Origin of the sequence: Microbacterium sp. GXS0129, assembly GCF_044769785.1 — a bacterium.
Taxonomy (GTDB): Bacteria; Actinomycetota; Actinomycetes; order Actinomycetales; family Microbacteriaceae; genus Microbacterium; species Microbacterium nymphoidis.
Map to the genome: position 1 here is coordinate 273,313 of NZ_JBIZVZ010000005.1, position 20,066 is coordinate 293,378.

The window sequence follows — 20,066 nt, forward strand, 5'->3', positions numbered from 1 at the left end:
CCGTGTGCGGGTCGGTCAGAGGCGGGCTTCCCCCAGGCGCCAGTACCCGGAGAAGGTGATCCGGTCCTTCCCGACGCCGTGCTCCACGAGCAGGCGGCGGATCTCCTGCACCGCCAGACGTTCGCCGCAGACCCAGGCGTAGTCGATCCGGTCGGCGAGTTGCGCCTCGCGCACCGCGGCCACGAGGCGATCGCCTGGCCGCGCGTCGCCGCGGAGGACCCACGCGACATCCCCGGCCAATGACTGGATGTCGTCGGGGTCGCCGATCTCGACGAATACGCGGGTGTCATCGCATGACGTGTCCTCGAGGATCCGCGCGATGGCAGGCAGTGCGGTCTCATCGCCCACGATGACGCGCGTGCGCGCCTGCGGCAGTGCGGCATACAGGGCGGTGCATTCGCGGACGCCGAGCACCGAGCCGGCCCGAGCGCGCAGGGCGAATCGCGTGCCGGGGCCCTCGTCCCCGTGCACCACGAAGTCCACATCGATCTCCTGCTGCTCCGGCCGGTGCTCGCGCAGCGTGTACCAGCGCAGGTCGGGCCTCTCGTGGTCGGGGATGTCCGCCACAGCGGCGCGGATGTTCTCGCCGCCCTCCGGGGGAAGGCGCAACGGCGCAGCCTCATCGCGCGGCATCAGGAGCCCGAGGTATTCGTCCGGACCGATCGGCGCGTAGTCGGCGAACTCCGCCGCCGTGAGCGTGAGGCGACGCATGTGCGGGGTGAGCTGGCGGGTCCGCGTCACGGTGGCGGGGAAGACGCGCGCGCCGATGCGGCGGGGCCGCTGCGGGGCGCGGGCGGTGCGGGTGGGATCAGTCACGACGGGCTCCTTCTCTGAACAGCAGCCACAGGAAGAACCCGCCGCCGAGAGTGATGGTGACCGCGCCGACGGGGATCGGGGCGGGGAAGGCGTAGAGGGCGAGCAGGTCGCTGGCCAGCAGGAGCACGGCGCCGGTGAGCCCGGCGACGATCAGGCTTGTCCGACCGCACAGCAGGCGTGCGATGTGCGGCGCGACGAGTGCGACGAAAGACACGGGGCCCGCCGTGGCCACGGCGATCGCGACCAGCAGGGTGGCGCAGCTCAGCAGCACCCATCGTGCACGTGTGAGCCGCACACCCAGCGCGGTGGCCAGCTGGTCGCCGAGCGGCATCATCCTCACGGCGGGCGCCGTGGTCGCGATGATCGGGACCAGCACCACCAGGGTCGCGGCGGCCGGGAGCAGATCCGACCAGCCGCGACCCTGGAGCGAGCCGACGAGCCAGGTCTGTGCGGTCGTCGCACTGGCGACGAAGACCTGTGTGAGCACGTAGTCGACCACGGCCATCGCGATCGCCGAGAGTGCGACGCCGGTGAGGACGAGCTGCACCCCGTGCAGACCCGATCGCGCGGTGAGCAGCATGATGACGCCCGCCATGACGACCGCACCCACGATCGCCCCGAGGGCGGCCTGGTCGATCGACCCGCCCCACACGAGGAACACCGTGACGGCACCCACCGATGCGCCGCTGCTGATGCCGATCACGTCGGGGCTGGCCAGCGGATTGTGGGTGAGGGTCTGGAAGACGGCGCCCGCGACGGCCAGGCAGATGCCCACCACGATGGCCACCAGAGCGCGGGGGAGCCGGCGGCCCAGTACGAAGAAGCCGTCGAGGCGCGCGGGCGGATCGCCGAGGAGGGTGCGCACCAGCGCCTCCGGCGTCACCACGTACTCGCCCACCATGAGCGCGGTGACGCAGAGCGCCAGCAGCAGCAGACCCATCGCCACGGCGCACAGTAGTGCGCGCCTGCTGGCGCGCACCGACCAGCGCCGCCGCGTCAGAACGAGGTCGTCGGGCAACAGTGCGGTCATGACAGCCCCGCCCGTCGTCGGCCCACGACGAAGGCGATCAGCAGCGGCGCACCCACGAAAGCCATCACGATCCCGACCTGCACCTCGGCGCCGCGCCCGATGAGCCGCCCCACGGTGTCGGCGAGCAGGAGCAAGGCCGGTGCGACCACGAGTGCGAGCGGCATGACCGCGCGCAGGTCGGGGCCGACCACGCGTCGCAGCAGGTGCGGCACGACGAGGCCCAGGAACGAGATCGGACCGGCGACGGCGGTCGCCGTCCCGCAGAGCACGGTGACGGCGACGAGCCCGAGAGCCCGCACCAGTCCGGGACGGACGCCCAGGGCGATCGCGCTGTCATCGCCCAGCGACATCAGGTTGAGCACCGGTGCCAGCAGCAGGGCCAGCACGGCACCAACGATGACGAACGCGACCAGCCCCAGCACCTCATCCGCGGGACGCGCTGTGAGCGAGCCCACCCGCCAGAAGCGGAACACGTCGAGAATGCGCTCGTCGGTGAGGACCAGCGCCTGGGTGGCACCTCCCAGGATGGCCGAGAACGCCACGCCGGCCAGGACGAGACGGACGGGGGACGCTGCCGCGAAGCGGGAACCGGAGAACCAGAAGATCACGGCCGATGCCCCCGCGGCACCGGCCAGTGCCAGCCACACCGTGCCGCCGACGCCGAGGGTGCCGAACATCGCGAGCCCCGCCACGACGCCGAAGGACGCCCCGGCGTTCACGCCGAGCATTCCCGGGTCCGCGATCGGATTGCGGGTGAGTGCCTGCATCAAGACTCCCGCGGCGCCGAGGGCCACGCCGCACAGCAGGCCGGTGATGGTGCGTGACACGCGCAGCTCGCCCACGATGTTGAGGACGTTCTCATCCCCGGTGCCGAAGAGCGAGCGCACCACCTCGTCGAACGGGATGAAGCGGGCGCCCACCGCCAGGCTGAGCACGATGGCGACTGCGAGGAGAATGATGCTGAGAAGCGTCGCCGGCCATGGCCAACGCAGCCCGGTGCGATCACCGGCCTCGGCGCGCCTGCTGATCAGGGACGAAGAACTCATATTTGGTTAGCCTATCCAAACCTTCATAGGATGAAGTCCCATGAAGACAATCACCCTGCGCCGCCTTCGAACCTCCACCGTGCTCGCCGGCATCGCCGCACTCGCCCTGCTGGCCGCCGGTTGCAGTGCCCCCGCGTCGGGCCAGCCCGAAAAAGCCGAGGCGACGACGACGGGGTACACCGTCACGCACGCGATGGGGGAGGAGGAGTTCGACCAGGTGCCCGAGCGCATCGTCGTGCTCGACTCGCCGCCGCTGGATGCGCTGGTCGCCCTCGGGATCACGCCCGTCGGCGCGCCGGAGATCGGTGCGGGTCGCGGCTTCCCCGCCTATCTCGCCGACGAGCTGAGCACCACCGAGCCGGTGGGATACATCGCCGAGCCCGACATCGACGCCATCGCCAACCTCGCCCCCGACCTGATCATCGGCTCCAAGGTGCGCCACGAGGCCCTCTACGAGGAGTTGTCGGCGATCGCTCCCACCGTCTTCTCGGAGGACACCGGCACCAACTGGACCGAGCAGGCAGAGCTCACCGCCGCCGCCGTCAACCAGACGAAGGAGATGGATCAGCTCATCGCCGGTGTCCAGGAGCGCGCGAAGAGCGTCGGCGAGACCGTCGGCGCGGCGGGCAAGACCGCCTCGATCGTGCGATTCCGCTCCGACAACTTCCGTTTGTACGGCCCGGGAACCTTCTCCGGCACCCTGCTCACCGACATGGGCTTCGACCTCGGCGCCGATCGCGACTGGAACGAATACTCCATGATGGAGCTCAGCCCCGAGCTGTACGAGCAGATCGACGGCGACGTCGTGTTCTACACGAGCCCGGGCGGCGACCCCGCCGCCACCACCGAGCAGAAGATCACCGGCCTCTGGGGCGGGCTGCCGGCGGTCAGTGCGGGCAACGCGCACTCCGTTGACGATGACACCTGGATGGTCGGCATCGGTGTGGTGGGTGCCGGACTCGTCATCGATCAGGTCGAGAAGCTGCTCGGCTGACCCGCTGTTCCGCCCGTGTGCGCGATACCGCGCTCACGGGCGGCCTTCCCGAAGGAGATCATGTCCTCATCCGTTCCCGCGCTCGAGGCCCGGAACCTGGTGGTCGCCTACGACCAGCGCATCGCGATCGACGGCATGGACCTCGAGCTGCCCGCCGGTGCTTTCACCGTGATTCTCGGGCCGAACGCCTCGGGGAAGTCCACCGCGCTGCGGGCGCTGGCCCGCGTTCTGAAACCCGCCGCCGGGCAGGTGCTGTTCGACGGGCGGGCGCTCGCGGAGTACGGCACGAAGGAGCTGGCCCGCCGCATGGGCCTCCTCCCGCAGGATGCCATCGCACCCGACGGCATGCGCGTCGCCGATCTGATCTCCCGCGGACGCTATCCGCACCACACCCCGCTGCAGCGCTGGACGGCGGCGGATGCCGTGGCCGTGCGGGAGGCGATGACGGCCACGCGCACGGCGGAGCTCTCCGAACGCGCCGTCGATGAGCTCTCCGGCGGTCAGCGTCAGCGGGTGTGGGTGGCGCTGCTGCTGGCACAGCAGGCCCCCGTGATGCTCCTGGACGAGCCGACGACGTTCCTCGACATCGCGCACCAGTTCGAGCTGCTCGATCTGCTGCGCACGCTGAACGGCGAGGGCAAGACCGTGATCGCGGTCCTCCACGACCTCAACCAGGCGGCCCGGTACGCGGATCACCTCGTCCTCATGAAAGAGGGACAGGTGGTGGCCACCGGCTCTCCCGCCGAGCTGATGACCGCGGATCGTATCCGCGAGGTGTTCGGCATCGACTCCGTCGTGATCTCCGATCCGGTCACCGGCACCCCGCTGGTGGTGAGGCGCTGAGGCGCCGGCGCACGCTGGTGCCGCGCCCCCATCGACGTGACCTCAGCGATCGGCGGGGAGCGGGATGAGTGCTGTCCTCATCGAGCCCTCAACCATGCTGACCGTCACGGGGACCCCGCTCAGCCGCTCGGCGAAGGCGAACACTCCGGAGGCGAGGTGCGCCAGGAACTCCGCGTCGGCCGCTTCGTCGCCGTGTGCCGGGGTGTCCTCGAGGCGGAGTCCGCACTCGATCGCTTGCGGACGCCAGTGCGCCGGTACCGGGACCGCCTCGGTTGCGAGCAAAGGCTCCATGTCCAGCGCCATCACGCCGTCCGACCAGAAGGTGAGGCGATCCAGCGCGTTGACGTTCGTGAAGTGCGAGACGATCGTCGTGCCTCGCGACAGCGGGCGCATGAGAGCATCCAGGGTGCCGAGATAGCCGTTGTGCTCCATCATGAGGGTGGCCGCCGGCGTCTCGATGAAACCGGCGAGCATGGTGGGACGACCCGCCAGCTCCGCGTTCCACTCCTCATCCGCCCGCGCGGCCAGCCCCTCGATCCCGATGGCCGATTGTCGCTCGGCGCCGCCCAGGGACTCGATGATCTCCGTGGCCCCTCGATCGCGGATCACGGCAAGGCAATAGGCGTCGCCGAGGAAGAAGTCGTCCATCCAGGCGTAGTCGCTCGGGAGTGCGGTCATCGCAACATCGTAGATGTGCGCCGCCTGACACAGCGAGGCATCGACCCCCCGCGTGGGGGTTCTTCGTCAGTGCATCCGCGCGAGGGTCTCGGTGACGCGCGAGGTGGTCAGAACGTGCGCGTGCGCCTCGGGAGCCAGAGTCCGCAGGCACTCCAGCATCGCCTGATGCGTCGTCGGGACGTCGATCGTCGAGGGCAGAAGCGGCTCGTGATGCGCGATGCGGTTGCGCAGGGTGTTGATCGCGGCGATGTCGCGATCGATCAGGCGGCGGGAGGTCCGGCGCGGATAGGCGCGGTGAAGGTAGGGAACCCACACCGTCTTCTCCATCGCCGCAGTGGTCAGCTGACGCCAGAACCCGAACGACAGCTCCGCGATCACCTTGCCGGGGGTCGCACGCCCGTAGCCGCTTCGGGCGATCGCCTCGTCCACGCTCTTGCGGTTCGCCTCGTTGACGTCGGTTCCGCGTTTGATGCCGTTGATCTCGCGGGTGCGCCAGATCGGGGTGACCGCGGGGGAGTCGGGATGCAGCAGCCAGTGGGTGGGGTGCGGCCAGGACTGCATGATGGCCGCATCGTAGGCGTTGCGCAGCGCGACCTCGAAGTGCGAGATGTCGTGCATGATGACGTGCGAGAGCTCTGCGTTCCACTCGTACAGTCGCAGCGCCGCGCTGCGATCACCGGAGCATTCATCGACGTAGCGCTGGAAGCGCGGCCCGCTCAGCCAGGAGTCGATCCAGAGGTCGGACATGCAGCCATCGTCGCTCACCGGCGATGAGGGCCGAAGGCCCCTGTGGACAGAGCAGAGCCCCGGCGACGTGGTCGAGATCCAGCGGTCCACTCGGGGCTTGTCCCGTCATCGTAGACCACCCGCGTGCACGGCGCAGGGGATCCACAGACGGAATCGGCCCGCCGGCCTCGCCGACCGCGTAGCGTGGGAGCATGGCGACCAAGGACCTGACCCTTTCCGACTTCGAGTCGACGGTGAACGACAACGAGATCGTGCTCGTCGACTTCTGGGCATCGTGGTGCGGTCCGTGCCGCATGTTCGCGCCCATCTACGACAAGGCCTCCGAGGCGCACCCCGACGTGGTGTTCGGCAAGGTCGACACCGAGGCCGAGCAGCAGCTCGCCGCCGGGTTCCAGATCACCTCGATCCCGACACTGATGGCCTTCCGCGACAACATCCTCGTCTTCGCGCAGCCCGGAGCACTGCCCGAGCCTGCGCTCGAGCAGGTCATCACCGCAGTGAAGGGTCTGGACATGGACGACGTCCGCCGCCAGATCGCCGAGCAGGAGGCCGGGACCGCCGACGGGGCACAGGTCTGATCTTTCTCCGAGAGCGGATGAACGCCGCGCGGATGGCTCCTGCGCGGCGTTCCCCTTTCCCCGGTGGCCGATCACCACGTCACGCGGCGTCATCCTCGTCGGCAGCGGCCCCGCCCGCGCCGGGGGTTCCTAGGCTGGATGCATGACTGAGACGATCACTGTGGGCCCGCTCATCCTCGGCGGCAATGTCTTCGGGTGGAGCGCAGACCGCGACACCTCCTTCCGCATTCTCGACGCTTTCGTGGACGCCGGCGGCACCACGATCGACACCGCTGATGTCTACAGCGCGTGGATCCCGGGCAACTCGGGTGGTGAGTCGGAGACGATCATCGGCGAGTGGCTGGCCGCGCGGCCGGGCGTGCGCGATCGCGTGCAGATCGGGACCAAGGTCTTCTCCCTGGAATCGCGCCCCGGGCTGTCAGCGGCCAACATCGCCGCGGCGCTCGATGACTCGCTTCGTCGTCTGCAGACCGATCACATCGACATCTACTTCGCCCACCGCGACGACCCGGACGTGGAGCAGGCCGAGGCCTTCGGCGCCTTCGACGCGGCTGTTCGCGCGGGCAAGGTCCGCACGGTCGGCGTCTCCAACTTCGAGCCGGCGCGCATTCGTTCCGCCGCAGCCGTCATCGCCGAGAACGCGCTCACCCCGATCTCCTTCGCACAGGACCAGTACAACCTGGTCGAGCGCGACGCCGAGACCGAGCTGATTCCCACCCTGCTGGAACTGGGCATCGGCGAGGTGCCGTACTTCGCCCTCGCGGCGGGCTTCCTCACGGGCAAGTTCCGTCCGGGCGCTGACGTCGACACGGCGCGCTCGAACTCGGCACGGTACCTCGACGACCCGCGCAACCTCGCGCTGCTGGAGGTGCTGGACGGTGTCGCCGCCGCGCACGACGTGCCGGTGACCGCGGTGAGCCTCGCCTGGCTGCGTTCGCGTCCGTCGGTCGCGGCGCCGATCGCCTCCGCCCGCACGCCCGAGCAGCTTCCGGCACTGGTCGCCTCGTTCGACCTCGCGCTCACCGATACGGAGCTCGACGCCCTCACGGCCGCGTCCGCTCGCTGACGCGACACGCCCGCCGACCCCGTCGGCGGCGATACGGCAACAGGCCCATCCCGAGGCTGGTCTCGCGGGTGGGCCTGGTTGCGCCGGCCCGCGGGCCTGGCGGCTGTCGCCTACCCTGAGGAGGTGTCCGAACCCGTCCAGAACCCGACCGGCCGCGAGCACGCGGCATCCCCGACGACCGTCCCCGGCGCCCCTGCCCCGCAGGCACTGCTGGAGCGCGAGCTGCGCAGCCGGCTGCGCACGTCGACGATCCTGAACGTGATCCTCGGGCTGGTCTCGCTCGGCCTGCTGATCGCGGTGATCCTGCTGGCGCTCCGTCCCGCGGCCCCCGAGGCCGCGCCCGCGCCGCAGGCGACGGCCACGTCGGCTCCCACTCCCAGCAGCAGCGCCGCGGCCGCGGGAAGCGATGCGGCGCCGCTGGCCGAGCAGGTCGCTCGCCGCACCGCAGACGACCCGATGGCGTTCGGTGACATCGACGCCCCCGTCACCATCGTGGAGTGGGTCGACTACCGGTGCCCGTTCTGCGCAAAGTACACGAACGAGACGATGCCGGCCATCATCGCCGACTACGTGGACACCGGCGCTGTGCGCTACGAGGTGCACGACGTCTCCTTCTTCGGCGAGGACTCGACCGCGGCGGCCGTGGCCGCCCGCGCAGCGGCTGCACAGGGCCGCTTCGGCGAGTTCCTCCGTGTGCTCTATGCCGCCGCTCCCGCCTCGGGGCACCCCGACATGCCGCGCGAGACCCTCGTCGGCTTCGCGCAGAAGGCGGGAGTACCGGATATCGCCGCCTTCACCGCGGCGCTGGACGATCCCTCCCTCGCCGCCGCTGTCACCGCCGACACCGCTCGCGCGCAGCAGATGGGCGTGACCAGTGTGCCGTTCTTCGTGATCGGCGACGAGGTGCTCTCCGGTGCCCTTCCCGAGGCCGACTTCCGCAAGGTCATCGACGCGCAGGCCCCATAGCCCGGTTTCGTATCCCATTCGGGCTATTCGTATCCCATTCCGGTCACGTTTCGGTCACCATCCGAGACGGGGCTCTGTGATATGGGAATCGCTTCCACTAAGTTGGGACCACAATCCCCAAAGGTGCGCGACAGGAGTGCACCCGAAAGAACGGTAAGTAATGAGCACGACAGGCACCGTCAAGTGGTTCAATTCGGAGAAGGGCTTCGGCTTCATCTCTCCCGACGAGGGTGGCGCTGACGTGTTCGCACACTACTCGGCCATCGAGAGCAGCGGCTACCGCAGCCTGGAGGACAACCAGCGCGTCGAGTTCGACGTCGCCCAGGGCCCCAAGGGTCTGCAGGCGGAGAACATCCGCCCCCTCTGAATCTCGGATTCGCCCCGAATCTCAGATCCGATGCGCTCGCCCGAATGCGGCGAGCGCATCGGCGTCTTCGGCGTGTCTGACGGCACGGCGTGCCGCGTCCAGCGCGGCCACCACGTCGTCCGCGTTGCGCGCTCGCGCGAGTTCATCGCGAGCGGACGCCAATCGGATGCGGGCCTCGGCCGATGACCCCGCCGCCACCGCTTGCTCGGCGCGCCCGATGAGCATGCGTGCCGTCGCCAGGGTCCCCGGCAGCGCGTTCTTCGCGCCGTCGAGTCGCGCCCGGGCCGTGCGTGCATCGCCGGCGGCCAGGTCCAGCCGATCGCGCACCCGGGTGATGCCTGCGATCACCGCACTGGGCTCGGTCGCTGCACGTGGCTCCAGCGCGTCCACCGCGGCGGTCGCCGCCTCGGCCGCCTCGCCGAGCCGTGCCGCTGCGACGGGCGGGACCTCGCGCTGAAGCGCCACCACGCGACGGATCTCCGCGCGCACCGAGGCGATCTCTGCCGGTGCCGCGTTGGCTGCGGCGCGCGTCTGCTCGTACGCCTGATCCGCCGACTGCATGGCGCGCTCGGCATCGCGCAGCGCGCGCTCGGCGTCCGTGAGGCGTTCGAGGATGGGCTGAGTGGGGTCGGTGCGCATCTCCTCGGCCGCGAGCAGCGCCTGCTCTGCGGCCTCGAGGTGCCGGCGTGCGGCTCCCAGCGGTTCAGTGGTGTTCTTCGCCTCGTCCTGGGCGAATCGCTCGGCCAGCTCTCGCTCGCGCACCCCGGGTTCGCCGAGCTGCTCGGTGACCTCGGTGATGCGCCGCCGCAGCGCCGTGATCTGGCGCGGCGCATCGGCGTTGCGACGCAGCCAGGCGGCGTGCTGCTCACGCGCGGCTTCGAGCTCCGCGACAGCACTCTCGGCCTCGGTCCGCAGCCGTTCCGATCGCTGTCGGAGCGTGGGGACCGCGGGCGGTGCATCGGAAAGCTCCCGATGGCGGGCAAAGCCGTCGTCGCGCACCTGCACGGCCCGCAGGCGTGCACGGGCCAGCAGAGCCGGCTCCCTGCCGCCATAGACGGCTCCCGCGAGGCCCAGCTCGATGTCCGCCTCGGCGATGGCATCGTCCAGGCGCACCAGCGCGCCGCCGGCATCTTCGCGCGCGGCCTCTGCGGCGACCGCAGCCGAGGGACGACGCCGAACGCGTCGCACGATCCAGGTGAGGGCGGTGATCGCCACCGCAGTGCCCCCGAAGATGATCAGTGACGGGTAGATCGCCTCCCACATGTCATTCCCCCAACAGCAGTGCGCGCAGCTCCAGCGCATCGTGTGCGACGGCGATCGCGCCGTCTGACTCGTCCGGCTCGCTGAATCCCCACGACACGAAGATCACCGGAACACCGGTCTCCGCGCCGCCGTCGACGTCGTGATGACGATCGCCGACGAGCACCGGACGCGAGATGTCGGCGCCCTGCGCTTCGAGACGCAGCAGCGCCTCCCGGATCACGTCGGTCTTGCTTGCGCGAGTGCGCTCATCCGGAGACGAGCCCACCGTTGCGGTGAGGTGTCCGTCGAGGGCGAAATGGTCCATGAGGGCCACCACCTGCGGCTCCGGCTTGGAGCTGGCGGTGGACTGGGGAATCCCGGCAGCGGCGATGTCCGCCATGAGGTCCGCGACACCGTCGTACAGACGCACGCCAGTGGCATATCCGTCGCGCTTGTTGAGCGTGCGGTAGAAGGTGACGGCCCCGGTCGCCTCTTCCGAGGTCATCCCGAGACGCTCCTGGAAGGACTGGTACATCGGCGGGCCGATCCAGTGGATCAGGTCGTCGTGCGTCGGCGGTACGTGGCCGAAGTGCTCGTGGGCCTCGATCAGGCGGCGGAGGATCCCCTCGGACGCGTCCACGACGGTTCCATCCACATCCCAGAGCACGCAAGACCAGTTCGCCACCTCCCCAGCGTAGCGGCGTTCATTGCGCGCAAATGGCTCCAAAACCGGGGGTTCTGGAGCCATTCGCGCGCAATGAACGGGAAGATCAGCCCCGGGCAGCGGTGAAGCGCCGGGTCACGTCATCCCAGTTCACGATGTTCCAGAACGCCTTCACGTAGTCGGCGCGGACGTTCGCGTAGTCCAGGTAGTACGCGTGCTCCCACACATCCAGCTGCAGCAGCGGAGTCACCCCGAGCGGGGCGTTTCCCTGCTGGTCGAACAGCTGGAAGATCACCGGACGCTGGCCGAGGTCATCCCACGCGAGCACGGCCCACCCGGACCCCTGTACGCCAAGGGCGGTGGCTGTGAAGTGGTCGCGGAACCGCTCGATCGAGCCGAAGTGCGACCCGAGCGCCTCGGCCAGCTCGCCCTCGGGCTCGCCGCCGCCGTTCGGGGAGAGGTTCTCCCAGAAGACGCTGTGGTTCAGGTGTCCGCCGAGGTTGAACGCGAGGTCCTTCTCGAGCTTGTTGATGTTCGCGAAGTTCCCCGACTCGCGGGCTTCGGCGAGCTGCTCCAGTGCGGTGTTCGCACCGGTGACGTATGCCTGATGGTGCTTGGAGTGGTGCAGCTCCATGATCCGCGCGGAGATGTGCGGAGCGAGAGCGCTGTAGTCGTAGGGGAGGTCGGGGAGGGTGTAGACGGACATGTCCGTTCCTTTCATCGGTTGTCGCGGGCCGGACGGCCCGTGGCCAGGAAACGTCGGTGAGGTCAGATCGGATCGCCGACGGCTCGGAAGGTGCGGTCGTGGTAGATCAGCGGAACGCCGCCTCCGGGCTGTTCCGCGGTGTGGATGTCGAGGACTTCGGACACCACGAGCATGGATGAGCCGACCGGCACCTGCTGCAGGCTCCGGCAGCGCAGGGCCACCCGGGCCTCCGCGAGGTGTGGTTCACCGGTCGCCAGCGTCGCCCATCCCTGCTCCGGCGTGAATCGCTCCCCGCCCGAGACGGCGAACGCGCCGGCGATGGCGGCATGTCTGGCATCGAGGAGATGAACCAGGAACGACTCCGCCGCCAGGATGAGACCCGCGCTGCCGGTGGTGCGCGTGACGGAGAACACGAGGGCCGCCGGGTCGATGGCGACCGAGGCGACGCTCGATGCGGTCAGCCCCACCGGCCCCTCCGGCGAGCGTGCGGTGATCAGCGCGATGCCGGCGGGGTGCTCGCGGAACGCGGCCTTGAAGTCGGTGGCGAGGTCGACGGTGGTGGGGGTCATCGTGCGTGCTCCGTGGTGCGGGCGTGGTCGAGGAGGAGGTCGCGGTCGACGATCTTGGTGCGTTCGCGACCGCGTTCGGCGCCGAGCAGGCGCTCGGCCGTGTCGATGCGCAGCCACCCGTCCCAGCCGACGACCCCGGCGAGGCGGTCACGTAGTCGCGCTGAGCCCTCCGGCCCGACGCCGGCCTTCCCGCCGAGGTCTGAGATCAGGCTGTCGACCGTCTCCGCGGCGTCCGACTTCGTCGAACCGATCAGACCGACGGGGCCGCGCCGGATCCATCCCGTCGCATACAGTCCCGGGATGGGCGATCCGTCCGCGCCGAGCACTCGCCCGGCCGCGTTCGGCACGCGGCCGGTGGCCTCGTCGAACGGAACGCCCGGGAGGGGGGAGGAGCGGTAGCCGATGGTGCGGTACACCGCTCCGACCTCGTGGCGGATGATCTCGCCGGTGCCCGCGATACGCCCGAGTTCGTCCGGGCGTGTGCGCTCCATCTCGATCCCGGTGACGCGATGCTCACCGAGGATGCGCGCGGGCTGCTGATAGAAGTGGAGGTGGATGCGGCGGGAGGCGGTTCTCGTGGCGGGGTCGATCGCAGCCCATTCGGACAGCGTGCGCACGACGATGCGGCGCTGGGAGAACTGGGCGATCATGCGCTCCGCGTGCTCATCGAGCACGAGCTGGGCGGGGTCCACGATCACATCGACGTCCCGGCGGGTGCCGAGCTCGCGCAGCTCCAGCGGGGAGAAGCGCACATCTGCCGGGCCGCGACGGATGAGCAGATGCAGGTCGGTCACGGGATTGTGGACGAAGCCGCGCTCGACATGGTCCGGGATGTCCGTGTGGGCGAGGTCCTCGGCGTGGGTGATCAGCATGCGGGCGACGTCGAGCGCGACGTTGCCCGCGCCGATCACGGCCACCGCCTGGGCATCCAGAGGCCACTCGCGCGGAGCATCGGGGTGGCCGTCGTACCAGGCGACGAAGTCCGCCCCGCCGAAGGATCCGGGCAGCTGCTCGCCCGGGATGCCGAGGTCTGCATCCCGATCCGCCCCGGTGGAGACGATCACCGCGTCGTAGGCGGCACGCAGCTCGTCCATCGATACGTCGGTTCCGACCTCGACGTTGCAGAGCAGACGGATTCCCGGGTGCTCGAGAACCTCGTGCAGCGCGTCTTGGATCTTCTTGATGCGCGGATGATCCGGCGAGACGCCGTAGCGCACCAGGCCGTAGGGCGCCGGGAGCTTTTCGAACAGATCGATCTGCACGTCGGGCACGCGGGTGCGGAGGATGTCAGCGGCGTACACCCCGGCGGGGCCCGCGCCGACGATCGCGATCACGGGGATGGTCATTCGGTCTCCTGGGGTGCGAGGGCGGCGACGAGCGGGTGATCGCGCGGGATGAGACCGGTCTTGGCTGCTCCGCCGGGGGAGCCGAGACCGTCGAAGAACTCCACGTTGGCTTTGTAGTACGCAGACCACTCGTCCGGCAGGTCGTCCTCGTAGTAGATGGCCTCCACCGGGCACACCGGTTCGCAGGCTCCGCAGTCGACGCACTCGTCGGGGTGGATGTAGAGCATCCGCTCGCCCTCGTAGATGCAGTCGACGGGACATTCGTCGATGCACGCGCGATCCTTCACGTCGACGCAGGGCAACGCGATCACATAGGTCACGCAGACCTCCCTCACGATGATCCGGGACCTTTCGGGTCCCACAACGGCTACGCTAAAACCTCAAGTGAAGTTGAGGTCAAGTCAAGGGAACGCCATGGAAGCCGCGCATCGTCCGGACGAGCTGCTGAGCGTCGGCGAGATGAGTCATCGCACCGGTGTCGCCGTCTCCGCGCTGCACTACTACGAGCGGCTGGGGCTCATCGCATCCCTGCGCACGTCGGGAAACCAGCGTCGCTACCCGCGCCACATGCTCCGCCGCGTGGCGCTGATCTCGGTGGCCAAGCGGCTCGGCATCCCGCTGGAGAACGTCAAGGAGGCGTTCGAGAGCGTGCCGCTGTCGAGCACGCCCACCCACGAGGACTGGCAGCGGGCGTCGCGGCGGTGGAAGAAGGTGCTCGAACAGCGGCGCCAGGGAATCGAACGCCTGGAACAGGAACTCACCGGCTGCATCGGATGCGGCTGCCTCTCCATGAAGGCGTGCAGCCTGCTCAACCCGGATGATCAACTGGGCGACTCGGGCTCGGGCGCCCGCCGCATCCCGGTCTGATCAGAACAGCGTGGGGGCTCCGGAGTCCACGCCCTTCATGGCGTCGTAGTCCAGCAGCAGCACCTCGATGCCGCGGTCCACCGCAAGAGTCCGCGCCTGCGGGGCGATGGACTGCGCCGCGAGAATGCCGCGCACGGGGGCGAGCACCGGGTCGCGGTTGAGGAGTTCGAGGTAGCGGGTGAGCTGCTCGACGGCGTCGATGTTCGCCTTGCGCTTCACCTCGATGGCGATGTGGTTGCCGTTGATGTCGCGCACCATGTGGTCCACGGGTCCGATGGCCGTGGGGTACTCGCGTCGCACGAGCTGTGCGCCGTCCTCCACCAGGCCGATCTGCTCGGCCAGCAGCCGCTGCAGATCCGCTTCGACGCCGTCCTTCTGCAGCCCGGGGTCGACGCCCAGGTCGTGGGCCGAATCATGGATCAGCTCGAAGATGCGCACCGTGAGCGCGTCGCCGGACTTCTTGTGCACGACGCGCCAGCGTTCCACGACGCCCGCGGCGGTGTCGTCGTCATCGAGATCCTCGACGGAGAACGAGCAGGGCGGGCTCATCCAGTTGAGCGGCTTGTAGGAGCCGCCGTCGGAGTGCACGAGCAGTGAGCCGTCGCCCTTGTGCATCAGCAGACGCGTCGCTTCGGGCAGATGGGCGTTGAGCCGACCGGTGTAGTCGACGCTGCAACGGGCAATGACGAGGCGCACCGGAAAAGCCTACGTCACCGCCGTCGCTCAGGAGCCGACGGCGAGCTCGAAGTCCTCCTCGACGAGGGCGGCGTTCACCGCTGACCCGGTGAATGCGCCGGCGCCCGCCACGAGGGGAACCGTAGCGAACGGGACCACCACGTTGCCCGCCGCCCAGATGCGGGGGTGGCTGGTGCGCTGCATCGCGTCCACGATCAGCGCGCCGCCCTGCTCGCGCGGGGCGCGGGTGAGATCCAGGCCGTCCAGGAACGCGTCACGGGTCACCGGAGTGCTCGCCGTGAACACGGCGTCGATCGGATGCTCGGCGCCGTCCGCGGTACGGACCGACCGAATCGCCTCGGCATCGCCCACCACCTCGACCACCGGTTCGGTCACCAGCCGTACGTCGCGTGCCGCGAACTCGCGGGTGGTGTTCTCGTCGAGTTCACCGAGGCCCGCGGTGAACACCGTCACGTCCTCGCTCCACTGACGCACGAGCCGGGCCTGGTGCATCCCCGCCGGCGAGGTCGTGATCACGCCGAGCCGACGGCCGCGCACCTCCCATCCGTGGCAGTACGGGCAATGCAGCACGCTCGCGCCCCAGTTCTCGGCGAGTCCCGGGATCTCGGGCAGTTCATCGCGCACGCCGGTGGCGACGATCAGGGCACGCGTGGCGATCGCCTCGCCGTCGGCGAGCTCCACCATCAGTCGCGCCAGGCCGCCGTCCCCCTCGCGCACGGCCGTGACCGAGCCGGTGTGGAACTCAACGCCGTAGCCCTCAGCTTCGGCTCGTCCTCGGGAGAGGATCTCAGCCGGCGGTCTCCCGTCGTGTCCCAGCACGTTGTGCATGTGTGCGGCGAAGCGATTGCGGGGCTCGCCCGCGTCGATCACGAGTGTGGCGCGCAGGGATCGTCCCAATGCCTGCGCGGCGCTGAGCCCGGCTGCTCCGGCTCCGATGATGAGGGCGTCCCAGATGCGCTGTGTCATGGCACCAGTCTGCGAGGTTCATGCGACAATCGCACGTCTTCTTGCAGTATCGGCAAGAATGGACGGATGGAAGAACTGCTGAGGCTGGGACCGCGCCTCCGGGCCGCCCGCAAGGATCGCGGCTGGACACTGGACGAACTGGCTGAACGTGCCGGAATGTCCGCCAGCACGCTCTCGCGCCTCGAGTCCGGAAAGCGCCAGGCCAGCCTGGAATTGCTCATCCCACTGACGCGGCAACTAGGAATCCGGGTCGACGATCTTCTGGAGCCCGCGGATCGCGATCCGCGGGTGCGGCAGGTCGCCGTGCAGCGCGATGGGATGACCGTGGCGCCTCTCACGCGCGAGGAGTCGGAGGTGCGCGCCTACAAGCTCACCTATCATCCGGGTGCGCCGGAGCGGCCGCTTCAGGTGCACGACGGTCACGAGTGGATCTACGTGCTGTCCGGGCGCCTCCGGCTCGGCCTCGGGGATGCGGAGTTCGTGCTGCATCGCGGAGAGGTGGCGGAGTTCGCCACGACGACGCCGCACCGCATGCGGGCGGACGGATCCCAGCGCACGGAGGTCATCAGCATCTTCAATTCGATCGGCGAGAGGCTGCACCTGCATCCCCTGGAGTGACGCTGGAGCAGGGGAATCCGCCGGTGAAGCGTGGATGCGCCGTCTCGTTGCGTAAACGTGATCGAAACGCTGATTGCGCGATCAGTCTCGATCACATACAGTCGTCTCATTCATGAGGCTAATCGATTAGCTAACCTAGCAAGGAGTCGAGCAGCCACGGTCGAAGGAGATGACGTGAAGCGCAGGATCATCGCCGCGGGAGCGGCTGCCGTTCTCGGTCTGGGGTTGGCCGGATGCGGTGCATCGGAGGGCGGTTCGGCGGACGGGACCGGGGGTGCGGGAGGGTCGACGACGATCACCTACGCCATCTGGGACGACACCCAGAAGGACGCGATGCAGCAGATCGCCACCGCGTTCGAGGCGGAGAACGAGGGCGTCACCGTCAAGGTGGAGGTCACACCGTGGGACAGCTACTGGACCAAGCTGCAGACGGCCATGACCGGCGGCGGCGGTCCCGACGTGTTCTGGATGAACGGGCCGAACCTCGGTCTCTACGCCTCGAACGGTCAGCTCGCTGAGCTCACCGATCTGGACACCTCGAAGTACCCGCAGGGCATCGTCGACCTGTACACGCTCGACGGCAAGACCTACGGAGCGCCGAAGGACTTCGACTCGATCGCGCTCTGGTACAACAAGCGCCTGTTCGAGGCGGCCGGTGTGGCCGAGCCCACCGCGGACTGGACCTGGGAGGACATGCAGGAGGCGGCGAAGAAGCTGACCACGGCTGATGTGAAGGGCTTCGCCTCGGTGGCCGCATCCCAGCAGAACGTCTACCCGGCCATCTACTCCGCCGGCGGCGACCTGATTGCCGGAGGCAAGAGCGGGTTCGCCTCCGCCGACGCGCAGAAGGGCATCGAGTTCCTTCTCTCCTTCATCAACGACGCCACCTCGCCCACCCAGGAGCAGATGACCGACACCGCCCCCACCGAGATGTTCGGCTCCGGGAAGGTCGCGATGATGTTCAGCCAGAACACCAACGCCAACTTCTTCCTGAAGAGTGCCGAGGGGGAGAACATCCAGGTCGCGCCGCTGCCGAAGGGTCCCGCGGGCTCGATCTCCGTGATCCACGGCCTCGCCAACGTCGCGGCGGCCAAGGGCAAGAACGTCGACATCGCCGTGAAGTTCGCCGAGTTCGCCTCGGGGAAGGCCGCCGCGGACATCCAGGCGAAGGCAGGCAACGCCCTTCCCGCCTACGAAGGCACGCAAGATGCCTGGCTCGCCGGCTTCAGCTCACTGAACATGCAGGTGTTCCTCGACGCGGCCGAGACGGCCGAGCCGTACCCCTCGACGCTGGCCGGCGCCGACTGGCACACGGTGGAGGATGAAACGCTGACGCAGATCTGGACGGGTGCCACTCCCGTGGCCGAGGGGCTGACGAAGATCTCCGACGCGCTCCAGGCTTCGCTGGACGGCGAGAACTGAGGCCTCCCGCATGACCGGAATCTCCTTCGCGGGGCGGGGCTCGGCGCAGCCGGGCGCCGCCCCGCCGGGCCTGCGCCGCGACCGTGGTCGCGCGCCCGGCCAGTCCGGGTGGTGGGCACTGCTGTTCGTGGGGCCCGTCGGCATCGGGCTCGCGGTCTTCTATCTCTGGCCCATCGTCCGCACGGCCTGGATGTCGCTGACCGAGACCGGCCCGTTCGGTGGATCGACTTTCACGGGACTGTCGAACTACGAGAAGCTGTTCTCCAACCCGGATCTGCCGCAGGCGCTGCTGAACACCCTGATCTACACGCTCATCGCCCTGCTCGTGATCCCGATCGCCATGGTGATCGCCGCGCTGCTGAACACCGCGGGGCTGAAGGGGCGGGGCATCTATCGCACGCTCTACTTCCTGCCCGTGGTGACCATGGCCGCCGCCGTCGCAGCGGTGTGGAAGGTCATCTACAACGGCGACTACGGCGTGCTCAACCAGCTGCTGGGCTTCTTCGGCATCGCGGGGACCAGCTGGCTCACCAACCCCGCCACGGCGCTGGGGGCGATTGCGGCCGTCGGCATCTGGTCGGGCATCGGCACCACGCTGGTGATCTTCCTGGCTGCGCTGCAGGGAGTGCCCGGACACCTGTACGAGGCCGCGCAGCTCGACGGCGCAGGCCCTGTGCGCCGCTTCGTGTCGGTCACCGTGCCGATGATCTCGCCCAGCGTCTTCTTCGTCGCTGTGACCACCGTGATCGGCGCCTTCCAGGCGTTCGATCTCATCTACGTGATGGTCGCCAAGACCAGCCCGGCCATGCCGCACGTGAAGACCATCGTCTACCTCTTCTACGAAGCCGGCTTCATCGACCACAACCCGGGACTGGCGGCTGCCATCGCCTTCGTCCTGCTGCTGATCATCCTGGTCGTGACCGTGCTGCAGTTCGGCATGCAGCGAAAGTGGGTGCACTATGAGTGACACGCTCGCCACCGCAACGCTCGTCACCGGAGACCGGGTTACGCCCGGACCACGCCGACGGCGTCAGCCGTATCTGATCCACGCGATACTCATCGTGGGCGCCATCATCATGGTGTTCCCGTTCTTCTGGCAGCTGATGACGTCGTTCAAGACGCTCGCCGGTGCGACGGCCGTGCCCCCGCAGGTGCTGCCGAACCCGTGGGACTTCAGCAACTACGCTCGCGCGTTCGAGGCGATGCCGTTCGGGCAGATGTTCCTCAACTCGGCGATCATCACCGTGTGCCGCACGATCGCGCAGGTCATCCTCTGCACCATGGCGGGCTATGCCTTCGCCCGCATCCCGTTCCGTGGTCGCGGCTTCGTGTTCGTGCTGTTCCTGTCGGTGCTGATGGTGCCGGGACAGCTCTTCCTGCTGCCGCAGTACGAGATCATCCAGAGCCTGGGGCTACTGGACTCCCTGCCGGGCATCATCATCCCCGGGATGTTCGCCGCGTTCGGCACGTTCCTCATGCGCCAGTTCTTCCTGGGGCTGCCGGTGGAGCTCGAAGAAGCCGCCCGCATCGACGGGGCCAACCAGTGGCAGATCTTCCAGAAGGTGATGCTGCCGCTCGCGAAACCCGGCATCATCGCGCTGGCGGTGTTCACCTCGCTGAACTCGTGGAACGACCTGCTGTGGCCCCTCGTGGTGACCTCGACGTCGGAGAACATGCCGCTGTCGGTGGGGCTGGCCACGCTGAAGGGGATGAACTTCACCGATATCCCGGTGCTCATGGCAGGCTCGGTGCTGGCGACCATCCCGATGGTGATCGTGTTCATCGTGCTGCAGAAGCAGTTCATCCAGGGCATCGCCTTCACGGGCGGAAAGGGCTGAC

Annotated in this window: 24 protein-coding genes; 11 read left to right on the forward strand and 13 right to left on the reverse strand. The window is 68.8% G+C overall.

The annotated features are described in order from the left end of the window. Window positions 1-15: 15 nt before the first annotated feature. The 3 genes from ACIQJ5_RS15620 to ACIQJ5_RS15630 are packed head-to-tail and all read right to left on the reverse strand — an operon-like array spanning window position 16 to window position 2,892. Window positions 16-816 (reverse strand): siderophore-interacting protein, encoded by an 801-nt coding sequence (locus ACIQJ5_RS15620; protein ID WP_231091135.1) that lies wholly within the window; start codon window positions 814-816, stop codon window positions 16-18. Then, on the reverse strand, window positions 809-1,846 hold the full coding sequence (locus ACIQJ5_RS15625) for a FecCD family ABC transporter permease (protein ID WP_402845196.1): 1,038 nt from the start codon (window positions 1,844-1,846) through the stop codon (window positions 809-811). Before ACIQJ5_RS15625 ends, ACIQJ5_RS15620 begins: the two co-directional genes overlap by 8 nt. Further along, window positions 1,843-2,892 carry a FecCD family ABC transporter permease gene (locus ACIQJ5_RS15630; RefSeq protein WP_402845197.1) on the reverse strand — a complete coding sequence of 350 codons (1,050 nt, stop codon included), beginning with the start codon at window positions 2,890-2,892 and terminating at the stop codon, window positions 1,843-1,845. Before ACIQJ5_RS15630 ends, ACIQJ5_RS15625 begins: the two co-directional genes overlap by 4 nt. A gap of 40 nt (window positions 2,893-2,932) precedes the next feature. Between ACIQJ5_RS15630 and ACIQJ5_RS15635 the strand changes: the two genes are divergently transcribed. Next, on the forward strand, window positions 2,933-3,886 hold the full coding sequence (locus ACIQJ5_RS15635; RefSeq protein ID WP_231091132.1) for an ABC transporter substrate-binding protein: 954 nt from the start codon (window positions 2,933-2,935) through the stop codon (window positions 3,884-3,886). A gap of 60 nt (window positions 3,887-3,946) precedes the next feature. Continuing rightward, on the forward strand, window positions 3,947-4,729 hold the full coding sequence (locus ACIQJ5_RS15640; protein ID WP_402845200.1) for an ABC transporter ATP-binding protein: 783 nt from the start codon (window positions 3,947-3,949) through the stop codon (window positions 4,727-4,729). A 42-nt stretch (window positions 4,730-4,771) separates the two neighbouring features. Here ACIQJ5_RS15640 and ACIQJ5_RS15645 read toward each other — a convergent pair whose 3' ends face one another. Together ACIQJ5_RS15645 and ACIQJ5_RS15650 are read right to left on the reverse strand one after the other, a co-directional pair. After that, window positions 4,772-5,407: a DUF6461 domain-containing protein gene (locus ACIQJ5_RS15645; protein WP_402845202.1), complete on the reverse strand. Its 636-nt coding sequence runs from the start codon at window positions 5,405-5,407 to the stop codon at window positions 4,772-4,774. A gap of 66 nt (window positions 5,408-5,473) precedes the next feature. After that, on the reverse strand, window positions 5,474-6,154 hold the full coding sequence (locus tag ACIQJ5_RS15650; RefSeq protein ID WP_402845204.1) for an Abi family protein: 681 nt from the start codon (window positions 6,152-6,154) through the stop codon (window positions 5,474-5,476). 191 nt (window positions 6,155-6,345) lie between these two features. Between ACIQJ5_RS15650 and trxA the strand changes: the two genes are divergently transcribed. The 4 genes from trxA to ACIQJ5_RS15670 all read left to right on the forward strand — a co-directional run bounded on the left by trxA (window position 6,346) and on the right by ACIQJ5_RS15670 (window position 9,131). After that, window positions 6,346-6,732: a thioredoxin gene (gene trxA / locus ACIQJ5_RS15655; protein WP_231091128.1), complete on the forward strand. Its 387-nt coding sequence runs from the start codon at window positions 6,346-6,348 to the stop codon at window positions 6,730-6,732. Window positions 6,733-6,874: 142 nt separating this feature from the next. After that, the gene (locus ACIQJ5_RS15660) at window positions 6,875-7,798 is read left to right on the forward strand and encodes an aldo/keto reductase (RefSeq protein WP_231091127.1); all 924 of its coding nucleotides are present in this window, start codon (window positions 6,875-6,877) and stop codon (window positions 7,796-7,798) included. 123 nt (window positions 7,799-7,921) lie between these two features. Beyond that, window positions 7,922-8,764, forward strand: coding sequence for a DsbA family protein (locus ACIQJ5_RS15665; RefSeq protein ID WP_402845207.1), 843 nt, complete (start codon window positions 7,922-7,924; stop codon window positions 8,762-8,764). 160 nt (window positions 8,765-8,924) lie between these two features. Further along, window positions 8,925-9,131 carry a cold-shock protein gene (locus ACIQJ5_RS15670; RefSeq protein WP_231091125.1) on the forward strand — a complete coding sequence of 69 codons (207 nt, stop codon included), beginning with the start codon at window positions 8,925-8,927 and terminating at the stop codon, window positions 9,129-9,131. A 21-nt stretch (window positions 9,132-9,152) separates the two neighbouring features. Here ACIQJ5_RS15670 and ACIQJ5_RS15675 read toward each other — a convergent pair whose 3' ends face one another. From ACIQJ5_RS15675 to fdxA, 6 genes are all read right to left on the reverse strand, one after another. Beyond that, window positions 9,153-10,394: a hypothetical protein gene (locus tag ACIQJ5_RS15675; RefSeq protein WP_402845209.1), complete on the reverse strand. Its 1,242-nt coding sequence runs from the start codon at window positions 10,392-10,394 to the stop codon at window positions 9,153-9,155. 1 nt (window position 10,395) lies between these two features. Continuing rightward, entirely contained in the window at window positions 10,396-11,058 is a 663-nt protein-coding gene (locus tag ACIQJ5_RS15680; RefSeq protein ID WP_231091123.1) for an HAD hydrolase-like protein, read from the reverse strand. Window positions 11,059-11,143: 85 nt separating this feature from the next. Continuing rightward, the gene (locus ACIQJ5_RS15685) at window positions 11,144-11,743 is read right to left on the reverse strand and encodes a superoxide dismutase (RefSeq protein WP_402845211.1); all 600 of its coding nucleotides are present in this window, start codon (window positions 11,741-11,743) and stop codon (window positions 11,144-11,146) included. 62 nt (window positions 11,744-11,805) lie between these two features. Further along, window positions 11,806-12,312, reverse strand: a complete 507-nt coding sequence (locus ACIQJ5_RS15690) for a flavin reductase family protein (RefSeq protein WP_231091119.1) — start codon at window positions 12,310-12,312, stop codon at window positions 11,806-11,808. Next, window positions 12,309-13,658 carry an FAD-dependent oxidoreductase gene (locus tag ACIQJ5_RS15695; RefSeq protein ID WP_402845213.1) on the reverse strand — a complete coding sequence of 450 codons (1,350 nt, stop codon included), beginning with the start codon at window positions 13,656-13,658 and terminating at the stop codon, window positions 12,309-12,311. Before ACIQJ5_RS15695 ends, ACIQJ5_RS15690 begins: the two co-directional genes overlap by 4 nt. Next, window positions 13,655-13,978, reverse strand: a complete 324-nt coding sequence (gene fdxA / locus ACIQJ5_RS15700; RefSeq protein ID WP_231091117.1) for a ferredoxin — start codon at window positions 13,976-13,978, stop codon at window positions 13,655-13,657. The genes ACIQJ5_RS15695 and fdxA overlap by 4 nt, the downstream gene beginning before the upstream one ends. A 94-nt stretch (window positions 13,979-14,072) precedes the next feature. On the opposite strand from fdxA, the gene soxR reads away from it, so the two are divergent. Then, window positions 14,073-14,525, forward strand: coding sequence for a redox-sensitive transcriptional activator SoxR (gene soxR, locus ACIQJ5_RS15705; RefSeq protein WP_231091116.1), 453 nt, complete (start codon window positions 14,073-14,075; stop codon window positions 14,523-14,525). On the opposite strand, the gene nucS is transcribed toward soxR, so the two are convergent. Further along, on the reverse strand, window positions 14,526-15,221 hold the full coding sequence (nucS, locus tag ACIQJ5_RS15710) for an endonuclease NucS (RefSeq protein WP_231091115.1): 696 nt from the start codon (window positions 15,219-15,221) through the stop codon (window positions 14,526-14,528). Between the two features lie 27 nt (window positions 15,222-15,248). Further along, complete coding sequence (locus ACIQJ5_RS15715) at window positions 15,249-16,187, reverse strand: NAD(P)/FAD-dependent oxidoreductase (RefSeq protein ID WP_402845216.1); 939 nt, start codon at window positions 16,185-16,187, stop codon at window positions 15,249-15,251. Window positions 16,188-16,253: 66 nt separating this feature from the next. On the opposite strand from ACIQJ5_RS15715, the gene ACIQJ5_RS15720 reads away from it, so the two are divergent. The 4 genes from ACIQJ5_RS15720 (at window position 16,254) to ACIQJ5_RS15735 (ending at window position 20,065) form a co-directional block, all read left to right on the forward strand. After that, complete coding sequence (locus ACIQJ5_RS15720; RefSeq protein WP_402845218.1) at window positions 16,254-16,805, forward strand: helix-turn-helix domain-containing protein; 552 nt, start codon at window positions 16,254-16,256, stop codon at window positions 16,803-16,805. 174 nt (window positions 16,806-16,979) lie between these two features. Then, window positions 16,980-18,227, forward strand: a complete 1,248-nt coding sequence (locus ACIQJ5_RS15725; RefSeq protein WP_231091112.1) for a sugar ABC transporter substrate-binding protein — start codon at window positions 16,980-16,982, stop codon at window positions 18,225-18,227. Window positions 18,228-18,237: 10 nt separating this feature from the next. After that, window positions 18,238-19,194 carry a carbohydrate ABC transporter permease gene (locus ACIQJ5_RS15730; RefSeq protein ID WP_231091111.1) on the forward strand — a complete coding sequence of 319 codons (957 nt, stop codon included), beginning with the start codon at window positions 18,238-18,240 and terminating at the stop codon, window positions 19,192-19,194. Beyond that, window positions 19,187-20,065, forward strand: coding sequence for a carbohydrate ABC transporter permease (locus tag ACIQJ5_RS15735; protein ID WP_402845221.1), 879 nt, complete (start codon window positions 19,187-19,189; stop codon window positions 20,063-20,065). The genes ACIQJ5_RS15730 and ACIQJ5_RS15735 overlap by 8 nt, the downstream gene beginning before the upstream one ends. Window position 20,066 lies beyond the last annotated feature (1 nt).